Source organism: Pseudolabrys sp. Root1462, from assembly GCF_001426945.1.
Taxonomy (GTDB): Bacteria; Pseudomonadota; Alphaproteobacteria; order Rhizobiales; family Xanthobacteraceae; genus Pseudolabrys.
The window spans coordinates 3,223,337-3,244,967 of the sequence record NZ_LMFS01000001.1; the positions used below are offsets into that span (position 1 = coordinate 3,223,337).

At 64.1% G+C, this 21,631-nt stretch carries 25 protein-coding genes; 10 read left to right on the forward strand and 15 right to left on the reverse strand.

The features are described 5' to 3' along the window. Positions 1 to 4 precede the first annotated feature (4 nt). Complete coding sequence (locus tag ASD45_RS15605; RefSeq protein ID WP_056912322.1) at positions 5 to 1,633, forward strand: acyl-CoA synthetase; 1,629 nt, start codon at positions 5 to 7, stop codon at positions 1,631 to 1,633. Positions 1,634 to 1,662: 29 nt separating this feature from the next. On the opposite strand, the gene ASD45_RS15610 is transcribed toward ASD45_RS15605, so the two are convergent. Together ASD45_RS15610 and ASD45_RS15615 are read right to left on the reverse strand one after the other, a co-directional pair. After that, positions 1,663 to 1,938, reverse strand: a complete 276-nt coding sequence (locus ASD45_RS15610; RefSeq protein WP_056912323.1) for a hypothetical protein — start codon at positions 1,936 to 1,938, stop codon at positions 1,663 to 1,665. A gap of 80 nt (positions 1,939 to 2,018) precedes the next feature. Next, a complete protein-coding gene (locus tag ASD45_RS15615) occupies positions 2,019 to 2,537 on the reverse strand; it encodes an SH3 domain-containing protein (protein ID WP_056912324.1) in 519 nt (172 codons plus the stop codon). Positions 2,538 to 2,637: 100 nt separating this feature from the next. On the opposite strand from ASD45_RS15615, the gene ASD45_RS15620 reads away from it, so the two are divergent. Continuing rightward, on the forward strand, positions 2,638 to 3,384 hold the full coding sequence (locus ASD45_RS15620) for a crotonase/enoyl-CoA hydratase family protein (protein WP_056912325.1): 747 nt from the start codon (positions 2,638 to 2,640) through the stop codon (positions 3,382 to 3,384). A 42-nt stretch (positions 3,385 to 3,426) separates the two neighbouring features. Here the strand turns inward: ASD45_RS15620 and ASD45_RS15625 are convergent, their stop codons facing one another. From ASD45_RS15625 to ASD45_RS15635, 3 genes are all read right to left on the reverse strand, one after another. Next, a complete protein-coding gene (locus ASD45_RS15625; protein ID WP_056912326.1) occupies positions 3,427 to 3,738 on the reverse strand; it encodes a hypothetical protein in 312 nt (103 codons plus the stop codon). A 120-nt stretch (positions 3,739 to 3,858) separates the two neighbouring features. Then, a complete protein-coding gene (locus ASD45_RS15630) occupies positions 3,859 to 4,860 on the reverse strand; it encodes a tripartite tricarboxylate transporter substrate binding protein (protein WP_162249441.1) in 1,002 nt (333 codons plus the stop codon). Positions 4,861 to 5,096: 236 nt separating this feature from the next. After that, positions 5,097 to 5,282 (reverse strand): DUF465 domain-containing protein, encoded by a 186-nt coding sequence (locus ASD45_RS15635; RefSeq protein ID WP_056912328.1) that lies wholly within the window; start codon positions 5,280 to 5,282, stop codon positions 5,097 to 5,099. Between the two features lie 334 nt (positions 5,283 to 5,616). On the opposite strand from ASD45_RS15635, the gene ASD45_RS15640 reads away from it, so the two are divergent. Continuing rightward, positions 5,617 to 5,823, forward strand: coding sequence for a DUF465 domain-containing protein (locus tag ASD45_RS15640; protein WP_056912329.1), 207 nt, complete (start codon positions 5,617 to 5,619; stop codon positions 5,821 to 5,823). A gap of 114 nt (positions 5,824 to 5,937) precedes the next feature. Here the strand turns inward: ASD45_RS15640 and ASD45_RS15645 are convergent, their stop codons facing one another. Next, positions 5,938 to 6,480, reverse strand: a complete 543-nt coding sequence (locus tag ASD45_RS15645; protein WP_162249442.1) for a GGDEF domain-containing protein — start codon at positions 6,478 to 6,480, stop codon at positions 5,938 to 5,940. 248 nt (positions 6,481 to 6,728) lie between these two features. On the opposite strand from ASD45_RS15645, the gene purE reads away from it, so the two are divergent. The 5 genes from purE (at position 6,729) to ASD45_RS15670 (ending at position 10,041) form a co-directional block, all read left to right on the forward strand. Continuing rightward, on the forward strand, positions 6,729 to 7,187 hold the full coding sequence (gene purE, locus ASD45_RS15650; RefSeq protein ID WP_056912817.1) for a 5-(carboxyamino)imidazole ribonucleotide mutase: 459 nt from the start codon (positions 6,729 to 6,731) through the stop codon (positions 7,185 to 7,187). 107 nt (positions 7,188 to 7,294) lie between these two features. Beyond that, the gene (locus tag ASD45_RS15655; RefSeq protein ID WP_056912818.1) at positions 7,295 to 8,374 is read left to right on the forward strand and encodes a 5-(carboxyamino)imidazole ribonucleotide synthase; all 1,080 of its coding nucleotides are present in this window, start codon (positions 7,295 to 7,297) and stop codon (positions 8,372 to 8,374) included. Between the two features lie 74 nt (positions 8,375 to 8,448). Continuing rightward, on the forward strand, positions 8,449 to 9,102 hold the full coding sequence (locus tag ASD45_RS15660; RefSeq protein WP_056912331.1) for a dihydrofolate reductase family protein: 654 nt from the start codon (positions 8,449 to 8,451) through the stop codon (positions 9,100 to 9,102). Positions 9,103 to 9,372: 270 nt separating this feature from the next. Next, on the forward strand, positions 9,373 to 9,675 hold the full coding sequence (gene rpsU, locus ASD45_RS15665) for a 30S ribosomal protein S21 (protein WP_056912332.1): 303 nt from the start codon (positions 9,373 to 9,375) through the stop codon (positions 9,673 to 9,675). 129 nt (positions 9,676 to 9,804) lie between these two features. Continuing rightward, positions 9,805 to 10,041: a hypothetical protein gene (locus ASD45_RS15670; protein ID WP_156380884.1), complete on the forward strand. Its 237-nt coding sequence runs from the start codon at positions 9,805 to 9,807 to the stop codon at positions 10,039 to 10,041. 104 nt (positions 10,042 to 10,145) lie between these two features. Here ASD45_RS15670 and ASD45_RS15675 read toward each other — a convergent pair whose 3' ends face one another. The 7 genes from ASD45_RS15675 to ASD45_RS15705 form a co-directional block, all read right to left on the reverse strand. Next, the gene (locus ASD45_RS15675) at positions 10,146 to 10,451 is read right to left on the reverse strand and encodes a hypothetical protein (RefSeq protein ID WP_056912334.1); all 306 of its coding nucleotides are present in this window, start codon (positions 10,449 to 10,451) and stop codon (positions 10,146 to 10,148) included. A 138-nt stretch (positions 10,452 to 10,589) separates the two neighbouring features. Continuing rightward, positions 10,590 to 11,474 (reverse strand): NAD-dependent epimerase/dehydratase family protein, encoded by an 885-nt coding sequence (locus tag ASD45_RS15680; RefSeq protein ID WP_056912819.1) that lies wholly within the window; start codon positions 11,472 to 11,474, stop codon positions 10,590 to 10,592. Between the two features lie 38 nt (positions 11,475 to 11,512). Beyond that, positions 11,513 to 12,907, reverse strand: coding sequence for an NAD(P)(+) transhydrogenase (Re/Si-specific) subunit beta (locus tag ASD45_RS15685; protein WP_056912335.1), 1,395 nt, complete (start codon positions 12,905 to 12,907; stop codon positions 11,513 to 11,515). A gap of 19 nt (positions 12,908 to 12,926) precedes the next feature. After that, the gene (locus ASD45_RS15690; RefSeq protein ID WP_056912336.1) at positions 12,927 to 13,250 is read right to left on the reverse strand and encodes a proton-translocating transhydrogenase family protein; all 324 of its coding nucleotides are present in this window, start codon (positions 13,248 to 13,250) and stop codon (positions 12,927 to 12,929) included. 146 nt (positions 13,251 to 13,396) lie between these two features. Continuing rightward, positions 13,397 to 14,530, reverse strand: a complete 1,134-nt coding sequence (locus ASD45_RS15695; RefSeq protein WP_056912337.1) for a Re/Si-specific NAD(P)(+) transhydrogenase subunit alpha — start codon at positions 14,528 to 14,530, stop codon at positions 13,397 to 13,399. Between the two features lie 78 nt (positions 14,531 to 14,608). Then, positions 14,609 to 14,902, reverse strand: coding sequence for an aa3-type cytochrome c oxidase subunit IV (locus ASD45_RS15700; RefSeq protein WP_056912338.1), 294 nt, complete (start codon positions 14,900 to 14,902; stop codon positions 14,609 to 14,611). A gap of 109 nt (positions 14,903 to 15,011) precedes the next feature. Beyond that, positions 15,012 to 16,370, reverse strand: a complete 1,359-nt coding sequence (locus ASD45_RS15705; protein WP_056912339.1) for an AarF/UbiB family protein — start codon at positions 16,368 to 16,370, stop codon at positions 15,012 to 15,014. Positions 16,371 to 16,424: 54 nt separating this feature from the next. On the opposite strand from ASD45_RS15705, the gene ASD45_RS15710 reads away from it, so the two are divergent. Then, a complete protein-coding gene (locus ASD45_RS15710) occupies positions 16,425 to 16,925 on the forward strand; it encodes a hypothetical protein (protein ID WP_156380885.1) in 501 nt (166 codons plus the stop codon). Here ASD45_RS15710 and ASD45_RS15715 read toward each other — a convergent pair. Together ASD45_RS15715 and ASD45_RS15720 are read right to left on the reverse strand one after the other, a co-directional pair. After that, positions 16,922 to 17,818 (reverse strand): 3-keto-5-aminohexanoate cleavage protein, encoded by an 897-nt coding sequence (locus ASD45_RS15715; protein ID WP_056912341.1) that lies wholly within the window; start codon positions 17,816 to 17,818, stop codon positions 16,922 to 16,924. The two genes, ASD45_RS15710 and ASD45_RS15715, sit on opposite strands and share 4 nt — an antisense overlap. A 9-nt stretch (positions 17,819 to 17,827) precedes the next feature. After that, positions 17,828 to 19,720, reverse strand: a complete 1,893-nt coding sequence (locus tag ASD45_RS15720; RefSeq protein WP_056912342.1) for a M3 family oligoendopeptidase — start codon at positions 19,718 to 19,720, stop codon at positions 17,828 to 17,830. Positions 19,721 to 19,970: 250 nt separating this feature from the next. On the opposite strand from ASD45_RS15720, the gene ASD45_RS15725 reads away from it, so the two are divergent. Beyond that, positions 19,971 to 21,524: a sigma-54 dependent transcriptional regulator gene (locus ASD45_RS15725; protein ID WP_056912343.1), complete on the forward strand. Its 1,554-nt coding sequence runs from the start codon at positions 19,971 to 19,973 to the stop codon at positions 21,522 to 21,524. Positions 21,525 to 21,631 lie beyond the last annotated feature (107 nt).

The window sequence follows — 21,631 nt, forward strand, 5'->3', positions numbered from 1 at the left end:
ACCAATGGCGAAAACGCCTTACGATACCGATCTCGACCGCAACCCGGCGAACTTCCAGCCGCTGACGCCGCTCGGCTTTCTCGAGCGCGCGGCGAGCGTCTATCCCGCCCACACTGCGATCATCCATGGCCGCCTGCGGCGGAGTTATGCGGAGTTTTATGCGCGGTCGCGGCGGCTGGCCTCGGCGCTGGCGAAGCGCGGCATCAAGCGCGGCGATACCGTGTCGGTGATGCTGGCCAATACGCCGGCCATGCTGGAATGCCACTACGGCGTGCCGATGTGCCAGGGCGTCCTCAACACGCTGAACACGCGGCTCGACGCCGCCATTATCGCCTTCTCGCTTGACCATGCCGAAGCCAAGGTCGTCATCACCGACCGCGAGTTTTCCAAGGTGATGAAGGAGGCCCTTAGCCTCGCCAAGGTGAAGCCGCTGGTCATCGATTACGACGATCCGGAATATTCGGGTCCCGGCGACCGCCTCGGCACCGTCGAATACGAGGACTTCATCGCGCAAGGCGATCCGGGTTACTCATGGCATATGCCCGACGACGAGTGGGATGCCATCACGCTCAATTACACAAGCGGCACCACCGGCGATCCGAAGGGCGTGGTCTATCACCACCGCGGCGCGCATCTGCTTGCCGTCGGCAATGTCGTCACCTGTTCGATGGGCAAGCATCCGGTCTACCTGTGGACGCTGCCGATGTTCCACTGCAACGGCTGGTGCTTCCCGTGGTCGATCTCGGTTACCGCGGGCACCCATGTGTGCCTGCGCTATGTGCGCGCGGCCGCAATGTACGACGCCATTGCCAGCCACAAGGTGACGCATCTGTGCGGCGCGCCCATCGTCATGTCGGTGCTGCTCAATGCGACCGACGCCGAGAAAAAGCCGCTGCCGCACGTCGTCGAATTCTTCACCGCGGCGGCGCCGCCGCCGGAAGCGGTGCTGGCGGCGATGAAGGACGCCGGCTTCAGCGTCACGCATCTCTACGGCCTGACCGAATGCTACGGGCCCGCCGTGGTCAATGACTGGCACGCCGAATGGAACGATCTGCCCGCCGCCGAGCAGGCGGCGAAGAAGGCGCGCCAGGGCGTGCGCTACGGCGCGCTGGAAGCGCTCGACGTGCGCGATCCCGAAACCATGGCGCCGGTGCCGCGTGACGGCACGACCATGGGCGAGGTGATGATGCGCGGCAACGTGGTGATGAAAGGCTATCTCAAGAACCGGAAGTCCACCGACGCCGCTTTCGCCGGCGGCTGGTTCCACACCGGCGATCTCGGCGTGATGCATGCCGACGGCTATATCCAGCTCAAGGATCGCTCCAAGGACATCATCATCTCCGGCGGCGAGAACATCTCGTCGATCGAGGTGGAGGATGCGCTATACAAGCACCCGGCGGTGATGGCGGTCGCGGTCGTGGCCAAGCACGATGACAAATGGGGCGAGACGCCCTGCGCCTTCGTCGAGCTCAAGCCCGGCGCGCAGGCCAGCGCCGACGACCTCACCGCGTGGTGCAAAAAACACCTCGCCGGCTACAAGGTGCCGCGCCACATCGTGTTCGCCGAAATCCCGAAGACGAGCACGGGGAAAATCCAGAAATTCAAGCTGAGAGAGATGACGAAGGCGGTGTGAGTTCGCCCGTCATCCAGCCAGCACCCCCGCTAATCGCCGCGGCTGAACGGCTTGAGCGCACTGTCGTTGGTCATGCCATCGAGCATCCGTTGATAGCCGCGGGTGCCGCTGGCGTGCTCGTTGGCCAGCCGCTTGCGGCAATCATTGTACTCCGCCGAGCCCGGTGCACCGGATGGTCGGCACTTGGCATCATCGGCTGCCACCTGGTCCCGCCCTGCGGCTTCCAGGTTGGCGTTGCGCGTCGCGTCATATTGCGCGCAGCCGGCGAGAGACGTGAGAACCACAAGCGCCATCGCAAACCGCATCTTCAAATCTCCTTAAACGACCCTCACGGGGCGCCTCTCGGCATCAGCCGCGACAGGCTGCACCTTTCGGGGCCGGCGCGCTAGACGTGCTCGCCGGGATAGACGCCCCACAAGCGGGTCTGCCGCACATAGCCGCTGCGCGATTTCACGTCGACCTCGCACCAGTTGCCGTCGCAGCTTTCGATTTTGACCAGCACCTTGCGCTGCAGATAAGCGACCACCGGGGCCTCGGCTGAAGCCTCGTCGCGCAGGGGCACCATGCCCGAGCCCGACCACGGCGCGACGACGCCGAAGCGCCGGCCGCTGAGCAACACGGCGTTGATCCAGCCTTCCTTGCCGTCCCAGTCGCGGATGCGGCGCCAATGGCCGTATTCGGCCGTGACTTCGACCGGGAGCGACCGGCGCACGAAGGTCCAGCGAATCCCATAGCCGGTGCCGGGCCCGACGCGCACATTGGCCGGCCGCGCCTTCACCGAGACGAAACGTGGCATCGGATAGCCGGTGACCGGGCCGAGCTCGACGCCATTGGCGGCCAGCGCCGCCGGCAGCGCCATCAACATGGCAAGCACGGCGGCGGCGTTCAGAATACAACGATTCATTGGGATGACTTATAGCGGCTTCTCGGCCGCGTCATAGAACCATGAAGTCGCGATGGAACTATGGCCGCGCCGGCGTTAAGAATGACGCTGGGAGAAAAATATGTCCGACATTCTCATTAGCGACGAAGGTTCGGTCCGTGTCATCCGGATGAACCGCCCCGAGAAGAAGAACGCGCTGACGCTGCCGATGTACTCAGCGATGGCGGACGCGATCGCGAGCGCCGCCACGACGGATTCGCTTCGCTGTCTGATGCTGGCCGGCGCGCCGGCGGCATTTTGCGCCGGAAACGATATCGGCGACTTCATCGCCATGGCACAGAGCGGTGCACTCGGCCAGCCGATCCTGGATTTCCTGTACGCACTGGTGCGCAGCGACAAGCCGGTCGTCGCCGCGGTGAATGGCAACGCGGTTGGCGTCGGCACCACCATGCTCCTGCACTGCGACTACGTCGTCGCCGGCACCGACGCCAGACTGTCGACGCCCTTCGTCGGGCTGGGGCTGGTGCCGGAAGCGGCCTCGAGCCTCATCGCGCCGCGGCTGATGGGACAGGCGCGCGCCTTCGCGCTGCTGGTGATGGGTCAGCCCTTGAGCGCGGCCGAGGCGAGGGAGGCTGGCATCGTCAACGTGCTGTGTGATCCAGGCGAAACCGACGCCACCGCGCTCGCCGCCGCGCAGCGCATCGCGGCGCTGCCGGCGCAGGGCGTGCTGATGTCGCGCCGGCTGATGCGCGGCGCGCCGGACGAGATCATTCGGCGAATCGACGAGGAAGCCGATGCGTTCAAGATGCGGTTGAAGTCGCCGGAAGCGCAGGCCGCGTTCATGGCCTTCATGACGCGGAAGAAGTGACGGCGTGCGTTTTGCGGCGCCACGACGGAACGACTCGAAAGGCTACTTGCCCATCAGGTAGTTGGGCGTGAAGTAGCTATCCGGGTTCACGTTGCGGCTGCTGAAACCGCCCGCCGGCCCGAACTGCAGCGTCGTGTTGCCGTTCTGGTAGGCCTTGTTGCCATTGTCGTTGCGCGTCGGCTTTTTGTTCGGGTCGTCGTAGTTGAGATCGACCCAGCCATTGGCACTGCCGCCGCTGGCGCCCTGATAATTTTCGAAGGTCAAAGCCCGAGCCGGCGCGGCGGCAAAACCGGCGACGACAACCGCCGTGGCGATTCCGGCAAATGCGAGGAAAATGGTCGAGCGAACGGTCATAACGGCGCCCCTGCGCGAACGAATAGTCCGACCATACTGCAAAAAAACGTGGCGGCAAGGCGGCGCATCGCCGCCCCGCCTCAGCCCGCCGCGAGGCTATAAACCGGCCCTGGAACCGTCTTACTCGACTTTCAGCCCGAGTTTGCGGACCAGGCCACCCCATTTCTGTTCCTCCGCGGCCATGTCGGCGGCGTATTCAGCCGGGGTGGAGGTCATCGGGTCACCGCCCTCCAGGTGGATGCGCTTCTTAACCTCCTCGTCGGCGACCAGCTTGCGCAGTTCGGCGCTGAGCTTGTCGATAATCTCCGGCGGGGTGCCGGCCGGCGCCAGGAGGCCGTAATGCAGCACCGCGGAGAAACCCGGCATACCGGTTTCCTGGAAGGTCGGCGTGTCCGGCAGCATGGAGAAGCGCTTCTCGCTCGCGACGGCCATCGCTCGCAGATTACCAGCCGCCAGATTGCCGAGCGCCGGCGGCAGCACGCCGAAGGCGATGGCGACATGGCCGCCGATCAGGTCGTTGATCACCGGCGCGGTGCCTTTGTAGGGAATGATCGTGGCCTCGATGCCGGACATCGATTTGAACAGTTCGGCGGCCATATAGCCGCCGGTGCCGACCGCGGAGGTGCCGATGTTCAGCTTGCCGGGGTCCTTCTTGGCGAGCGCGATGAAGTCGGCGACCGTCTTGGCGGGGAACGCAGGGTTCGCCAGCAACACGACCGGCATCGAGGCAACAAGTCCGATCGGCGCGAAGTCCTTTTGCGGATTCATGCCGAGATTGACGTAGATCGCCGGGTTGATCGAGATGGTTCCGGTATGACCGAGCAGCAGCGTGTAGCCGTCCGGCGCCGCACGCGACACAATGCGAGTGCCGATGGTGCCACCGCCACCACCGCGGTTCTCGACGAGAAACTGCTGCTTGAGAGCGTCCGACAGTTTCAGCGCCACCACACGCGCCATGGCATCGACGCCGCCACCGGCAGGATAAGGCACGACGATTGTGACCGGGCGGGTCGGATAATCCGAGGCCATGGCTGCCGGATTAGCGAAGGCGCTCGTGAACAGCAATGCGCACGCGACAACAGTGGGCGCCGCGCGACGCGCGACATCAAGCAACCAGTCCATCATGACGTTTCCCCAGCAAGTTTTTGCTTATCTCGACGACCGATCGGCCGCATGCGATATCGGCTTTGCGGCCGCATCTCATCCGTATGAATACATTAAACGTGCGAAAGAAAAGCAACCGCACCGGCGACGAAAATTGCGGCGCCGGTTGCGGTGCAGCACTCAACGACCCGGGCCGACCCGGGCGATGGCAAGCGATTGGATGTCGCTGGACTGATAGCGCGTGATCAGCCGGGCTAGTGCAGGCTAATCGGCTCGCCCTGTCTCAGGCGTTCGATCTCGTCCTTGACCAGTAATTTTTTGCGTTTGAGTTCGACCACTTCGAGGTCGTCGACGGCGGGATGAGTTTGGCAGTCGTGAATCTGGGCTTCGAGGGCCCGGTGCTTCTTTTCGAGTTCCGCAAGATGCGATTGCAGCGACATTGTCCTATGTCTCCTCAATCCTTGGTTCTTCGATCAGTCTTCAGCTGCTCTAGGCCAGTCGATTGGGCACTCCGAAAGTGACTTTTTTATTGTCGCATTGTCAGTCTAACGCGGGATCGTCGCAAGGGCGATGATAGGCCGCAGTTAAGTTTCCATCAATCACGAGGAAAGCCGTTGATCCGCTACGCTTTTTCGGCGCGCTTGTGCGGTTCTGTGGAAAACACGATAATTATTGTCGCATCGGGGTGGATATTACCTCTCATGGTTCCCTGCTGCGGGAACCTGCTTCCGTCCGCTGCCGGAGCGCCCCGCGCCATTCGAAACGACGCGACCCATGAACGACAATGACGAGACCGCGCTGCGCGCCTTGCTGGCTCGGCTCGAGCAGGAGCATCGCGACCTCGACGCGGCGATCGAGGCGCTCGCCACCTCGCCCGGCTCCGATCTTATCCAGGTGCAGCGATTGAAAAAGCGCAAGCTCGTGCTGCGCGACAAGATTCGGCAGATTGAGGATCAGATCACGCCGGACATTATCGCGTGAAAGCGTATGTGGTCGCGAGCGAGCGCAGCGAAGCGCGAGCCGGGACCCCCTAGCCACCGCGTCGTCGATAGCGCACTGCGCAGGGCCCCCGCGTTCGCGGGCACGACAAGGGTGTCATCCCCGCTTCGCCTTCTTGCGCGCGTACATGGCGCGGTCGGCGTCCGCGATGATGTCTGCCGCGGTGGCACTGGAGCGCAGCACGACACCGCCGGCGCTGGCGCCGACCGACAGTTCGACGCCGGTATATTCGGCACGAGCGCGGGATATCACCGATTCGAGATCGGCAGCCTTGGCCAGCATCGCCCCTTCATTGGCATTCCACATCAGAACACCGAACTCGTCGCCGCCAAGCCGGGCAACGACGTCGGACGCGCGGACATGGGCGGCTAGGCTTGTGGCAACCGCCTTCAGCAGCACGTCGCCGGCGGCATGGCCATACCGATCGTTGATCGGCTTGAAGCCATCGAGATCGATGAACAGCAGTGCCGCGCCGGTGCCGTAGCGCTTGAGATAGGCGAGCGAGCGAGTCAGTTCCCGCTCGAAGCCGCGTCGGTTGAGTATCTCGAGCAAGGGGTCGACGTCGGCACGAGCCTCGAGCTCGGCGATCCGCTGCTCGGCGCGCGCCAGGTCGCGCCGCAGGCGAGCCACCTCCGCCATAAGTTCTTTCGGCGGGGTCTGCGAAAGATCGCTGGTCATGAGCCGTTGAAGCTTGTGAGCCCGCCCGGTCCGCGCCGGACACATAAGGGATAGCCGATTCGCTTAGGGATCATAGTGTCCGGCGAAGGCAGAACGCCCGGTTTCGCCTTGCCAGCGGGGGTTCAAAACCTATAATCCGCCGCTTTCCTGCGCCGGGGGTGGCGCTGTACGGGGAGCAATTCAACGTGGCAAAGCCGGTCGCCGTGATCATGGGCAGTCAGTCCGACTGGGCCACAATGAAACATGCCACCGATACGCTCGACGCCCTCGGCATCGGCCATGAGGCGCTGATCGTATCGGCGCACCGTACGCCGAAGCGGCTTTACGACTTTGCCCATTCTGCTCGCGACAAGGGCTTCAAGGTGGTGATCGCCGGCGCCGGCGGCGCGGCGCACCTGCCCGGCATGGCGGCCTCGATGACGCCGCTGCCCGTGCTCGGCGTACCGATGAACACCCATGCGCTCGAGGGCAAGGATTCGCTGCTGTCGATCCTGCAAATGCCTGGCGGCATTCCGGTCGGCACCTTGGCGATCGGCAAGGCCGGCGCCATCAACGCTGCGCTGCTCGCCGCGGCCATCCTCGCGCTGTCGGATGCCAAGATCGCCAAGCGCCTCGATGCGTGGCGTGCCAAGCAGACCAAGGCCGTGGCGAAGAAGCCGAAAGACTGATGCGGATGCCCCAGATTCCGTTCATTCCCGCGCAAGCGGGAATCCAGCGCTATAATTTATCGAAGAACCTGGTCCCCGCTTTCGCGGGGACGAACGGCTAGGTGTTCATGCTCAAACCCGGATCCACCATCGGCATTCTCGGCGGCGGCCAACTCGGGCGCATGCTCGCGCTCGCGGCCGCGCGGCTCGGCCTGCACTGCCATATCTATTCGCCGGAGAAAGACTCCGGCGCGTTCGAAGTGGCGAAGGCCTACACCTGCGCGGCTTACGAAGACGAAGCCGCGCTCACCAAGTTCGCGGCATCGGTGGATGTCATCACCTATGAGTTCGAGAACATCCCGGCACGCACCGCCGAGGTGCTGTCGAAGCGCAAGCCGGTACATCCCAATCCGAAGGTGCTGCAGACGACGCAGGATCGCCTGGTTGAAAAGAATTTCGTCTCCAGTCTGAAGATTTCGGTCGCGCCCTACGCGCCGGTGCATTCGGCGGCGCAACTCGTCGCCGGCATCGAGAAAGTCGGCCTGCCCGCGGTGCTCAAGACCACGACCATGGGGTATGACGGCAAGGGTCAGGTCAAGATCATGCCGGGCGACGATGCCAACGCGGCCTGGCGTTCGCTGAAGAACAAGCCTTGCGTGCTTGAAGGCTTCGTCAAGTTCCAGCGCGAAGTATCGGTCATCGCCGCGCGTTCGGCGGACGGCAAGGTCGAATGTTTCGAGGTGACCGAGAACGATCACCAGAACCACATTCTCAAGACGTCGACGGTGCCAGCCAAGGTCACCGAAGAAACCGCCAAGGAAGCCGAGAGGATCGCGGCGCGGATCGCCAAGGCGCTCGATTATGTCGGTGTGCTCGGCGTCGAGATGTTCGTCGTCAAGGTCAAGGGCAAGCAGGCGCTGATGGTCAACGAGATCGCGCCGCGCGTGCACAATTCCGGGCACTGGACGCTCGACGGTGCAACCGTCTCGCAATTCGAACAGCACATCCGCGCCGTAGCTGGCTGGCCGCTGGCGAAACCGCTGCGCCTCGGCCGCAAGGTGCAGATGACCAATTTGATTGGCGATGAAGTGCACGATCTCGAACCGTGGCTCGCCCTGTCCGGCACCTCGCTGCACCTCTACGGCAAGACGGAAGCGCGCGCCGGCCGCAAAATGGGCCACATCACGCGGGTGTGGCCGGCGAAGTAGCGCCTCGGTTCGGCTTTCGCTTGCTCCGCACAGCGTCGTAGGCTTCCTGCAATTGCCACCTGCCGGAGCGTTCCATGTCGAAACTGCGCGTCGCCTGTTTCTCCGTATCGCTCGACGGCTTTGGCGCCGGCCCCGAGCAGAGCCTCGACAATCCGATGGGTGCGGGCGGCATGGCGCTGCACGAATGGGTGCTTGGCACCCGCACCTTCCAGGCGATGATGGGGCTGGATGGCGGCTCGACCGGCGACGACGACGCCTTCGCCGCGCGCGGCTTCGACAATGTCGGCAGTTGGATCCTCGGCCGTAACATGTTCGGTCCGGTCCGCGGCGACTGGCCGGACGAGAACTGGAAAGGCTGGTGGGGCACCAACCCGCCCTATCACGGCCCGGTCTTCATCCTCACCCATTACCCGCGCGCGCCGATCGCGATGGAAGGCGGCACCACGTTCCATTTCGTCACCGATGGCATTGAGACGGCGCTGAAGCGCTCCAGGGAGGCCGCCGGCGGCCGCGATGTCCGCGTCGGCGGCGGCGCGTCCACGGTCCGCCAGTACCTGCAGGCGGGCCTGATCGACGAGATGCACCTCGTCTTCTCGCCGGTGTTCCTCGGTTCGGGGGAACCCCTGCTCGCCGGTATCGACCTGCCGAAGCTGGGCTTCGAGCGCCGCGAGCATGTGCAGACCCCACTGGCCACCCACGTCGTGCTGGAGCGCCAAGCCAAGGCGTGACATGGAACGCCCTGTCCGGCCGTGCCGCCAGGCCGAGAAATCCCGAAAACTCAACGATTTCGGTGGGGGTGGCGCCCTCCGAGGCCCATTCCCATATAGAAACAGAGGCAGGCGGTCCGAAAAGCGCGGTTTTGCCGCCTTTTGTTGGACTCGGGTCGCCAAGCCTGCTATAGGCACCCGACTCGAAAGCCCTGCGATTACGCGGTTTTCGACCCGAATTTCGAACCCTCGACCGATATCGGCCAGATTGGCCTCAGCTAAGGAGCAAGCGTGCAAGTTCTCGTTCGCGATAACAACGTCGATCAGGCCCTCAAGGCGCTCAAGAAAAAGATGCAGCGTGAGGGCATCTTCCGCGAGATGAAGCTTCGCGGTCATTACGAAAAACCCTCCGAAAAGAAGGCCCGGGAAAAGGCGGAAGCGGTCCGCCGCGCCCGCAAGCTCGCGCGCAAGAAGATGCAGCGCGAAGGCCTCCTGCCCATGAAGCCGAAGCCGGTAATGGGTGCTGCTGGCGGTCGTGGCGGCGAAGGCCGTGGCGCCGGTGCCGGCGGCCGTGGCGGCGCGCCGCGCTTCTAGGCGACCGACGCTGACATTCGGCGAATCGTCGGCTATCCTTCGATCAGATTTGTAACGCGGGCGTTTCCAACGCCCGCGTTTTCGTTTTTGCGAGGTCACGTTCCGCCGCGCCAGCAAGGGAGAAACAACGTGACCACCAAGCCCTGGACCCTTGGCGCCATTCGCGACATGAACCTGCAGCTCGAAGCGGCGTGCGCCGAGCCGGGCTGCGGCTGGTTCACCACTTACGATATCGACAAGATGGTCTCCGAGTTCGGCGCCGACTGCGAGCTGCCGACCGACGCTGGCGGTCTCACCTGCGGCCAGTGCGGCGCGCCGGTTGATTTCGGCCTCGCCGCAAAGGCGAAGCGCGCTGCAGCAGGTTGACGATCTCACCTGGCGTATGGCGGCTTCGGGCGGCGGCTATATCGGCATCTGGCCGGAAATCCGCATCGGCGATCGCGTCTTACGTACGCGCAGCCGCCTGACGATTAGCGCACCACGACGTAGACCGTGCGGCCGGCCTGCACCACCGGACGATAAACGATCGTGCCACAGCGCCACATCTTCACGCCATTGACGACGACGGCAACGCACCCCTTCGGCAGAACATAGAGCGGCGCGCCCGGCGCGACGCCGACCCCCGGCGCACCGAGCGCCGGACGCACGCCCGGCCCAGCGCGGCCAACGCCGAAGCCCGGATCGACCGCGTTGGCGGTACCGGCCATCAGCGCCATGAAGCCGGCACCAAGCGCAAAGACTGCCAAGGTGCCGCGAACTGTCTTTTCCTCAATCATGCTGATCTCCTATGGCGCGGATGATCCGCGCAATGGGAGGAGTTTCGTCAGATCCGCCGCGGCGAGAAGTGAAACTCTTTGGTTGGATCGCGGCGATTTATTTTTGGTTGGATCTCCGACCGCCATCCTACGGCTGTCTCACGACGGCCGCGGCCGGCTGAGCGCATCCAATCCCTCACGATAAGTCGGGTACCGCAACGTCACGCCGAGCACCGACTTCAGGCGATCGTTCCGCGCACGCCGGCAATCGGCATAGAAGCTGACTGCCATGGGCGACATGGATTCGCGCGCGACCTCAAAGGGGATCGAGGGCGGCGGCGCCACGCCGAGAAGCCTTGACGCATAGACGACCGGATCGCCAGGGGGCGTCGGCTCGTCGTCGCAGACATTGAAGATTCCACCGACACGGCGAGCGAACGCGGCCTCGATTGCCTGTGCAATGTCGACGACATGAATGCGGTTGAAGACCTGGCCCGGCTTGTCGATGATCCGCGCGGTGCCGGCCCGTACATTGTCGAGCGCGCTGCGGCCCGGACCGTAAATGCCGGCAAGCCGCAGGATGGTGACCACCGCGCCGGTACGTCGTCCGAATTCCAGCCATGCCTGTTCGGCATCGAAGCGGCGTCGCGTGCGGCCGTCCTTGGTGCGGCATTCGCTGGTCTCATCGACCCAGGCGCCGTCATAATTGCCGTAGACACCCAGCGTCGACAGATACACGACGTCACGCAGCCGCCCTGCCCGCATGAGGCGATCGTCGCAACAGGCAAGGACCGGATCGCCGCCCTCGCCGGGAGGGGCCGACAGTAGCAAAGCACTGGCTTGATCGACTGCCGCAGCCAGCTCCGGCGACACCGTACGGCCAGCGAATGTCAGAACGGTACAGTTGGCTGGCGTCGCGGCGCCGAGCGCAGCAGCGCGGGCCGGATCTCGCACGGTGCCGACGATCGACGTCCACCGCGCGGCATCACGCGCAAGATAGTGCTGAGCCGAAAAGCCGAGGCCGATTACGAGGAGGCTTGTCATGGCCGCAGCGTTGGTCACGCCAAGGCGAAGCGCAAGCCTTACATCGCCTTGACGATCTGCTCGGTCATCTTCTTGGCGTCGCCCAGCAGCATCATCGTGTTGTCGCGATAGAACAGCGGATTGTCGATGCCGGCATAGCCCGAGGCGAGCGAGCGCTTGATGAACATCACGGTGCCGGCCTTCCAGACCTGAAGCACGGGCATGCCGTAGATCGGCGAGGTCTTGTCCTCTTCCGCCGCCGGGTTGGTGACGTCGTTGGCGCCGATGACGAAGGCGACGTCCGCTTGGGCGAACTCCGAGTTGATGTCCTCGAGCTCAAATACCTCGTCGTACGGCACATTGGCTTCGGCCAGCAGCACGTTCATGTGGCCCGGCATACGGCCGGCGACGGGGTGAATGGCGTATTTCACTTCGACGCCTTCGGCCTTGAGCTTGTCCGCCATTTCCTTGAGCGCGTGCTGCGCCTGCGCCACCGCCATGCCGTAGCCCGGCACGATGATGACTTTCTGCGCGTTCTTCATGATGTAGGCGGCATCGTCCGCCGAGCCGAGCTTGACCGGACGCTGCTCAGCCGTGCCGCCGGCAGCCGCGGTTTCACCGCCGAAGCCGCCGAGGATCACCGAAATGAACGAGCGGTTCATCGCGTGGCACATGATATAGGACAGAATCGCGCCGGACGAACCGACCAGCGCGCCGGTGATGATCAGCGCCGAATTGCCAAGCGTGAAGCCGATGCCGGCGGCGGCCCAGCCCGAATAGGAATTGAGCATCGAGATCACGACCGGCATGTCGGCGCCGCCGATCGGGATGATCATCAGCACGCCGAGCAGCAGCGACAGCGCGACGATGATCCAGAAATCCAAGGCGCTCTGCGACACGCAGAAGCCGTAGATGAAGAACACCAGCGCCAGCGCGATGACGATGTTGATGATGTGGCGAAACGGCAGCGTAATCGGCTTGCCGCTCATGCGGGCAGACAGTTTGAGGAAGGCGATCACCGAGCCGGTGAAGGTCAATGCGCCGATGGCGACGCCGAGTGACATTTCGATCAGGCTCTGCGCGTGGATGTGGCCTTCGCTGCCGATGCCGAAGGCTTCGGGCGCGTAGAAGGCGCCAGCGGCGACCAGCACCGCCGCCATGCCGACCAGCGAATGGAAGGCGGCGACCAGTTCCGGCATCGAGGTCATCGGCACGCGGCGGGCGATCACCGCGCCGATGCCGCCGCCGATGGCGATGCCGCCGATCACCAGCGCCCAGGACACGGCACTCGCCGGCGGATGCGAGCCGAGCGTGGTCAGCACCGCGATGGTCATGCCGACCATGCCGAGAATGTTGCCTCGGCGCGAGCTATCCGGGCTCGACAGGCCGCGCAGCGCCAGGATGAACAGGACGCCGGCGACGAGATAGAGAAGTGCGACGAGATTGGCGCTCATGACCCCCGGCCCCCAGCCGTTATTTCTTTTTCTTCTGGTACATCGCGAGCATGCGCGAGGTGACCAGGAAGCCGCCGAAAATATTGATCGAGGCGAAGATCAGCGCGACGAAGCCGAAGGCACGGGCCCAGATCGGGCCGTTGTCGTTGGTGACCAGGCCGACGCCAACCGCAAGCAGCGCGCCGACGACGATGACCGAGGAAATCGCGTTGGTGACCGACATCAGCGGCGTATGCAGCGCCGGCGTCACCGACCAGACCACGTAATAGCCGACGAACACGGCGAGAACGAAGATCGATAGGCGGAAGACGAAGGGATCGACCGCGGTCGCAAGCTCGTGCATGGGGCCCCGTTCCTTATTTGCTCATTCCAGGGCGCGCGACAGGCGCAGACCCGGAACGCTGAAGTACGCACTCTGCCACCCGCCGGATTCCGGGTTCGCGGCTTTCAGCCGCGTCCCGGAATGACAGGGGGTGGATCGGCAACATCTTACGCCGCCGTCTTCGGCATGAAATTCGGATGCACGACCGCGCCGTCGCGCGTCAGCATGGTGGCCTTGATCAGCTCGTCGTCCCAATTGATCGCAAGCTTGTGCTCTTTCTTGTCGATCATGGTGTCGATGAAAGTGAGAAGGTTTTTGGCATAGAGCGCCGACGCCGACGCCGCGAGGCGGCCGGGCACGTTGAGATGGCCGACGATCTTGGCGGGGCCGACCTGGACCACCTGCCCCGGCACCGCGCCTTCGACATTGCCGCCGCGTTCGACCGCGAGATCGACGATCACCGAACCAGGCTTCATCGAAGCGACCATCTCGGCGGTGACGAGCCGCGGCGCTGGACGGCCCGGAATCAGCGCGGTGGTGATGACGATGTCCTGCTTCTTGATGTGTTCAGCGACCAGAGCGGCCTGCTTGGCCTGATATTCTTTCGACATTTCCTTGGCGTAGCCGCCGGCGGTCTGCGCGTTCTTGAATTCCTCGTCTTCAACGGCGAGGAATTTGGCGCCGAGGCTTTCCACCTGCTCCTTGGTCGCCGGCCGCACGTCCGTCGCGGTGACGACAGCGCCGAGGCGCTTGGCAGTCGCGATCGCCTGAAGGCCGGCAACGCCGACACCCATGATAAACGCTCTCGCCGCCGGCACGGTGCCGGCCGCAGTCATCATCATCGGCATGGCGCGGCCATATTCGGCGGCGCCATCGATCACGGCACGATAGCCGGCGAGGTTCGCTTGGCTCGACAGCACGTCCATCGACTGCGCGCGGGTGATGCGCGGCATCAATTCCATGGCAAAGGAAGTCAGCCCGGCATCGGCCATCGCCTTGAGCGCGGCATCGTTGCCGTAGGGATCCATGATGGCAACGACGATGGCGCCCTTCTTGTAGGACGCGATTTCGCCGGCTGAGGGCCGACGCACCTTGAGGACCATGTCGGCGTCACCGCCGACCTGATCGGCCAGCGTCGCGCCGGCGGCCTCATATTCGGCGTCGGGAATGCCGGAGGCGATGCCCGCGCCGCGGGCGATCACCACCTCGGCGCCGAGCGCCTTGAACTTCTTGACGGTCTCCGGCGTCGCCGCAACGCGCGGTTCGTTGGCCTCGGTTTCCCGTGCTACCGCGATACGCATCGACAATGCCTCCGCTCGCCCCGCGCGAGGTCTGACGTGTTAATCCCCGCCAGCCCCAGCGGCGATGATTATGCGTGATTACGACAGGGCGGTGAAGCCGAAGATGAGGAAGGAGAGCGCGAAGGCCACGTAGCTCGGCGTCTTCGAGCCCGAACCCAGCGCGGCGATCAGACCGATGATCGCGATCAGGAACACCGGGATCGCCATGAACCAGTGACCGAGCACGCCGCCGACCGTCAGACCCAGCAGCAGATTGATGACGTGGATCGAGCCGTCGAAAGCGTATTTGACGAAGCTTTCGTAGGTCTGCTCGTGCGCCGGGTAGTCGTTGCCGGTCGCGGTGGCGTATTCGACGGTGCCGTGGTCGGCCATGACGGGAGGTCTCCGAATAACTGGTTCCAGCGCCTTGGGGTTACCGCAATCGGGGCCGCAGGGCAACGGCCGTACCGCCGCCGGGGCTGTGGATGGACCCGTCCCGGAGCTAGTCGCGGGCCAGCCCGGCCGCGTCCAGCGCCGCGCCCTGCCGGGCCGCGACCTCCTCGACGGAAAAATTCTCAATGGCCTCGTTGAACAGGCGATAAAAATTCAATTCCGCCGCCAGATGGAGAAAGACCGCCCCCAGGCCGACGGCGGCGCGGTCCATGAACACAAACTCGCGCGGCACCTGAACCGGGCCGAGTTTCTTCAACGCCTGGTGGACGCGGAAGGCTTCCTTGCGGCCATAGTCCGACGGCTTGACGCCGTCGGCAATCGAGCGGACGCGGTCGTCGAGCAGCGGCCCGTAGATGAAGCGCGCCCAGATATTGAGGGCGTCGATCAGTTCGCGGGTGAGCCCGCGGAAGCCCCAGGTCTCGTAGGCCTTGACCACCCTCGCCTCGTCGCCGTCGAGCAGGCCGCGATAGAGATCGACCACGCCGGCGACAAAGCGCGGCGGGAAGATGCGGATGCAGCCGTAGTCCAGAAGGTTGATGCCGGCCGGTGCGCCGTTCTCGGCGAACACCGAATAATTGCCGAGATGCGGGTCGCCATGGATGACGCCGAAACGGCTGAACGGGAACCACCAGGCGGTGAACATCGCGGTGGCGAGGCGGTTGCGAATCTCGAGGCTGTCGTCCTTGTGCGACAGCATCTTCGTGCCGTCCATCCAGTCCATGGTCAGCAAACGGCCGCTCGACAATTCCGGCCGGACGTTCGGGACGCGGATCAGCGGCTCGTCCTTGAGCATGTGCTGGTACAGCGCGACGTGCTTGGCCTCGCGCGCGTAATCGAGCTCCTCGCGGAGGCGTGCCGCGATTTCGATCGCGATCTCGTCGGTGTCGATCGCCGGATCGAAACGCTTGCGCAGCGCGAACAGCAGTTGAAGCTGCTTGAGGTCCGCTTCAACCGCGGACTGCATATCGGGATATTGGAGCTTGCAGGCGAGCGCCGTGCCGTCGAGCGCCTGCGCCCGATGCACCTGGCCGAGCGAGGCGGCGGCCGCCGGCTCATGCTCGAAGGACTTGAACTTCTTTTGCCAGTCCGCTCCCAATTCTGCGGACATGCGGCGCTTGACGAAGGCCCAGCCCATCGGCGGCGCCTGGCTCTGCAGCTTCATCAATTCGCTGGCGTATTCCGGCGGCACCGCATCGGGGATGGTGGCGAGCAGTTGCGCCACCTTCATGATCGGGCCTTTCAGGCCGCCGAGCGCGCTCGCCAGCGCCAAGGCGTTGCCGCCGCGCGTATCCTGCGCGCCGACCAAGCGTTGACCGGCCATGCGGGCGGCCACACCGCCTACCTTGGTACCCACACTGGCATAGCGGCGGGCACGGGCCGAGAAACGGTTTCGTTCGGAATCGGACATGAAATTGGATAACCTTGCGTCCATTCCATATTGGGATCGGCGGAGAGCTTATCAATGCGCCAGGGCATCGCAGGGATGGCCGCAGGCCTGCTTATGCTCGGAACTGCGAGCGCGCAGGCCGCCAGTTGGGCCTGGGGCTGCCAGGGGCAGCTCACCGCCCCCGATCAGAGCGTGATCTTCACGCGCTACCAGATGGTGGTGCTGGACGGCAAACGGCCGCCCATGCCGCCGGACAGGCTCCTCGGCGACGCGGCGCTGAACCCGCTGATCAATGGCGATAGTGCCGGCTACGATCCGAACAATATCAACGACGGCCTGGTGAACACGATTATCTTCACGCGCGATGCCGCGACGAAAGCGACGATCACGTTGACCGAGCTGTCGTCGCGGCGGTTGTCGCATAAGGCCAAGGTGATCTGCGGCCGCGACGAAGTCACCGACACCTTCCGCAAGGTCTATCGCTACGAACGCGACAACGAGACGCCGCGCACGCTGACGATGCAATGCATCGAATACACGCTCTCGACACGTGGCGGGCGCAAAGGCTGCGATTAGCGGCCGAGCGCCTTGTCCGCCGCGGCGCAGGCGGCACGAACATCGGCCGGGCTTGCCGGCTCACCACCCGCGGCACGAACCAGCTTCACGGCCTCCTCGACAAGACCGCGGTTGGTTTCATCGACGCCGAACGGACGGTCCTCCAGACCAACGCGAACATGGCCGCCTTTGGCAACTGCCGGCGCAATCAGCGGCCTTAAGTCGAGACCGAGCCCGGCCACCATCCACGGCGCGCCGGGCGCCATCTCGGTGAGCAGCGCGAGATGCGCATCGAGATAGGTTTCCTTCGGCGGATAGCCGAAGCAGAACTCTTGCGAGAACATGAAGCGATAAATCGGCGTCGGCACAGCCGGCATCGCGCTGGCGGTGGCGGCACCGAGGCGCAGGCAGCCCGGTTCATAGATGGCGTAGCTCGGCCGCACCCTGTATTGCGCGGCGATGCGCATGCCTTCGCGGAAGTGATCGTCGGGATTCAGATAGGTGAAGCCCGGTTCACCGCGCGCCACCTGCTCGAAGCGGGTGAACACCGCAGAGCCGGGATCGATTACCGCCCATTCCAGAAGCCCCGCTTTGGCAAGCTGTTCGACATGGGCGTAGCGCTCCTTGGCGGGCGTGAGATCGCCGGCATAGCCGGAGCCAGCGATCGGCAAGGTCGGATAGACAATGGCATCGACTTTGGCGCGGATGCCTTCGATCACCGGAGCGTAGAGCTCGTAGGCGTCGCGCTGCCGGCCGGTCGACGGATCGTAGGCGTGGAAGTGGATGATCGCGGCACCCGCTTCCGCCACTGCGATGCCGTCGGCAATGATCTCATCGATGGCGACTGGAATCGCCGGCTGACGCTCACGCGTCCAGGCGCCGTTGATCGCTGCTTCGATAAAGACCTTGGGCATGCGCCCGCCCTACCCCAGCCCCTCCAACTCCTCGATCAGGCTGGCGATGACCGAGAGGCCGCCGTCCCAGAACTTCGGATCGGTGGCATCGAGGCCGAAGGGCGCCAGCAGTTCAGAGTGGTGTTTCGTGCCGCCAGCCGACAGCATGGCGAGATAGCGCTCGGCAAAACCGCTCTCCGACTTTTCGTAGACCGCGTAGAGAGAGTTCACCAGGCAATCGCCGAAGGCATAGGCGTAGACGTAGAACGGCGAATGGATGAAGTGCGGGATGTAGACCCAGAAGGTCTCGTAACCCGGCTTCAGGTCGATCGCCGGGCCGAGGCTTTCCGCCTGCACGGACATCCACAACTCGCACAACTTGTCGGCAGTGAGTTCGCCGTTGCGTCGTTCGGTGTGGACCTTGCGTTCGAAGGTGTAGAACGCGATCTGCCGCACCACGGTGTTGATCATGTCCTCGACCTTGGCGGCGAGCATGGCCTTGCGCTGCTTCTTGTCGGCGGTGTTGGCGAGCAGCTTCTTGAAGGTCAGCATTTCGCCGAACACGCTCGCGGTCTCAGCCAGCGTCAGCGGGGTCGGCGCCATCAGCGCGCCGTTCGGCGCGGCGAGCACCTGGTGCACGCCGTGGCCGAGTTCATGCGCCAGGGTCATGACGTCGCGCGGCTTGCCCTGGTAGTTGAGCAGCACATAAGGATGCGCCGACGGCACTGTCGGATGCGAGAAGGCGCCGGGCTGCTTGCCCGGGCGCACGCCGGCGTCGATCCAGTTCTTTTCGAAGAAGCGGTCGGCGACCTCGGCCATCTTCGGCGAGAAGGCGCCGTAAGCCGTCAGCACCGTCGCGCGCGCGTCGCTCCATGGAATGCTGCGCTGCTCGACCTTGGGCAGCGGCGCATTGCGATCCCAGTGCGCCAGCTTCTTCTTGCCGAACCACTTCGCTTTCAACGCGTAATAGCGGTGCGACAGCTTCGGATAGGCAGCGCGCACCGCCGAGACCAATGCCTCGACCACTTCCGGCTCGACGCGGTTCGACAGATGTCGCGCATCGGCGACATCCTTGAACCCGCGCCAGCGGTCCGAGATCTCCTTGTCCTTGGCCAGAGTATTGGTGATCAGGGTGAACGGCCGCAGATTGGCCTTGAAGGTCGTCGCCAGCGCCTCGGCCGCGTCCTTGCGCTTGGCGCCGTCCGAGTCCTGCATGAAATTCAGCGCCGGCTCGATGGAAAGTTCCTTGCCGCGGATACGGAAGCGCAGCGCCGCGATGGTGTCATCGAACAGACGATTCCAGGCCGAATACGCGGTCAGCGACTTCTCATGAAAAAGCTGCTCGATGCGGTCCTCGAGCTGATACGGCTTTTCCTTGCGCACATCCTCGATCCACGGCCGATAGTGCCCGAGCGGTCCCGACGACATCGCGGAATCGATGACCTTGTCATCGACGCGGTTGAGTTCGAGATCGAAAAACAACAGGTGCGAATAGGCGGTGGTAATGCGCTCGTTCATGTCGCCGTAAAACTTGGCGATGGCGGCGTCGGTCGAATTGCCGGCATGCAGCAGCCCGGCATAGGAGCCGATACGGCCCAGCACGTCGCCGATCTTCTCGTAGCGCTTCACCGCTTCGCAGAGTTGTTCGCTGGCGCCGGGCTGCGCCGCGATGGCGCCGAGCTTGCCTTTGTAGAGCTCCTCGAAGGCCACACACTCGCTGTCGACCCAGGCCAGATCCTGCTTCAGCGCCGAGCTTTCGATGCCCGGATAAAGATCGTTCAAATTCCAGTCCGGCAGGTCACCCAGTTTCGGCAGAGTGGCTGAGCGCGCCTTGGCGGTGGCTTTCGGCTTGGCTGCCGGTTTGCGTGCCGGCTTTGCGGACTTGCGGGCGACGGATTTCTTCTTGAGCGCGGTTCTGGCCATTTTGGAGATACGTTTCGTTAGGGAAAAGAAATCGGGTGGAATCGGGCGTCCGGCCCGCATTATCTAGGCTTTCCCGCATGGCGGCGCGATGGCAATTCGGACAATTTTTCCGTCTTTTTCACCTTATCGGGAGCCCGCCTCAGGCGCCGCAACCCGTTTAAGAGCCCCTTAAGGGCGCCTCCCGATACTGCGCCAAATCGGCACAGCCAGAAAATGCGATTGAGCGCCGGCGGCCGTTTGGGGAAGTGTCATGTCGCAAGTTGTGTTGATCGTCGATGACGATCCGGTTCAGCGTCGTCTGCTCGAAGCGATGGTCGAGCGATACGGCTACCGTGCGCTCACCGCCGATGGCGGCGACGCCGCGCTTGGCCTGCTGCTCGGCGACACCCCCGCGTCCATCGACTGCGTCATTCTCGATCTCGTCATGCCGGATCTCGACGGCCTCGGCGTCATGTCGCGGCTGCGCCAAGCCGGCATCGATATTCCCGTCATCGTACAGACCGCGCATGGCGGCATCGATAACGTCGTCTCCGCGATGCGCGCCGGCGCGATCGACTTCGTCGTCAAGCCGGCCAGCCCGGAGCGTCTCGAAGTATCGCTACGCAATGCGCTGACCACGAAGGCGCTGGCCGGCGAACTGTCGCGCGTGAAGCGCAGCCGCGACGGCACCCTCACTTTGGCCGATGTCATCACCCGATCGCCGGCGATGGCGCCGGTGATCAAGTCGGCGGAGAAAACCGCCGCCTCCGACATCCCGGTTCTGCTCGAAGGCGAGAGCGGCGTCGGCAAGGAATTGATGGCGCGCGCCATCCACGGCTCGAGCGCGCGACGCGCCAGGCCCTTCATCGCCGTGAACTGCGGCGCGCTGCCGGAGAACCTCGTCGAATCCATTCTGTTCGGACACGAGAAAGGCGCCTTCACCGGCGCCACCGAAAAGCACACCGGCAAGTTCGTCGAGGCCGATGGCGGCACATTGTTCCTCGACGAAGTCGGCGAACTGCCGCCGGCGGCGCAGGTCAAGCTGCTCCGCGCCCTGCAGGAGAGCGAGGTCGAACCGGTCGGCTCACGCAAGAGCGTCAAGGTCGATGTCCGCATCATCTCGGCGACCAATCGCGATCTGATTGCCGAAGTGAAGGCCGGCCGCTTCCGCGAAGACCTGTTCTATCGCCTGCACGTCTTCCCGATCATGATTCCGCCGCTGCGCCAGCGTCCCGAAGACATCGCCGAACTGACGCGCCACTTCGTTGCCCGCATTGCCGCCGAACAGGGCAAGCGCATTCGCGGCCTGGACGCCGGCACGCTTGCCAAGCTGGCCGGCTTTCGCTGGCCGGGCAACGTGCGCCAGTTGGAGAACGCGGTGTACCGTGCTGTCGTGCTTGCCGAGGGCGACACCATCGGCATCGATGAATTCCCACAGGTCATAGCCGCCGCTTCGCCCCATGCCGGGATCCCGACGATCGAACTGGGCAGCGCGCCGCATACCGCGCCCGACCTGGTGAACGACGTGCACGCCGCCGGCGAACGCATCAGCCTTCAGGAGCGCATGCATCGGGTCAATCCGATCGCGATGACGCAGACGCAGTCGATGCTGACATTAACCGACGATCACAACGACGTGAGACCGCTCGATGACATTGAGCGAGAGGTCATCCGCTTTGCCATTGCGCATTACCGCGGACAGATGTCGGAAGTGGCGCGGCGTCTCAAAATCGGACGTTCGACCCTCTATCGAAAGCTCGAAAGCCTGCAATTGCATGGTGAATCGGCCGACGCGCCGGTTAACGAGACGGCCGACGCTGGTTAATATTTAAAATTTTAGCGATCGGGCGCCGCAGTTCACCGTGATGGGAAGTAAGCGGTACCCGACCACGTTTTTCATTCGTCTCGCCTGCGTTTCGGCAGCATAATGCC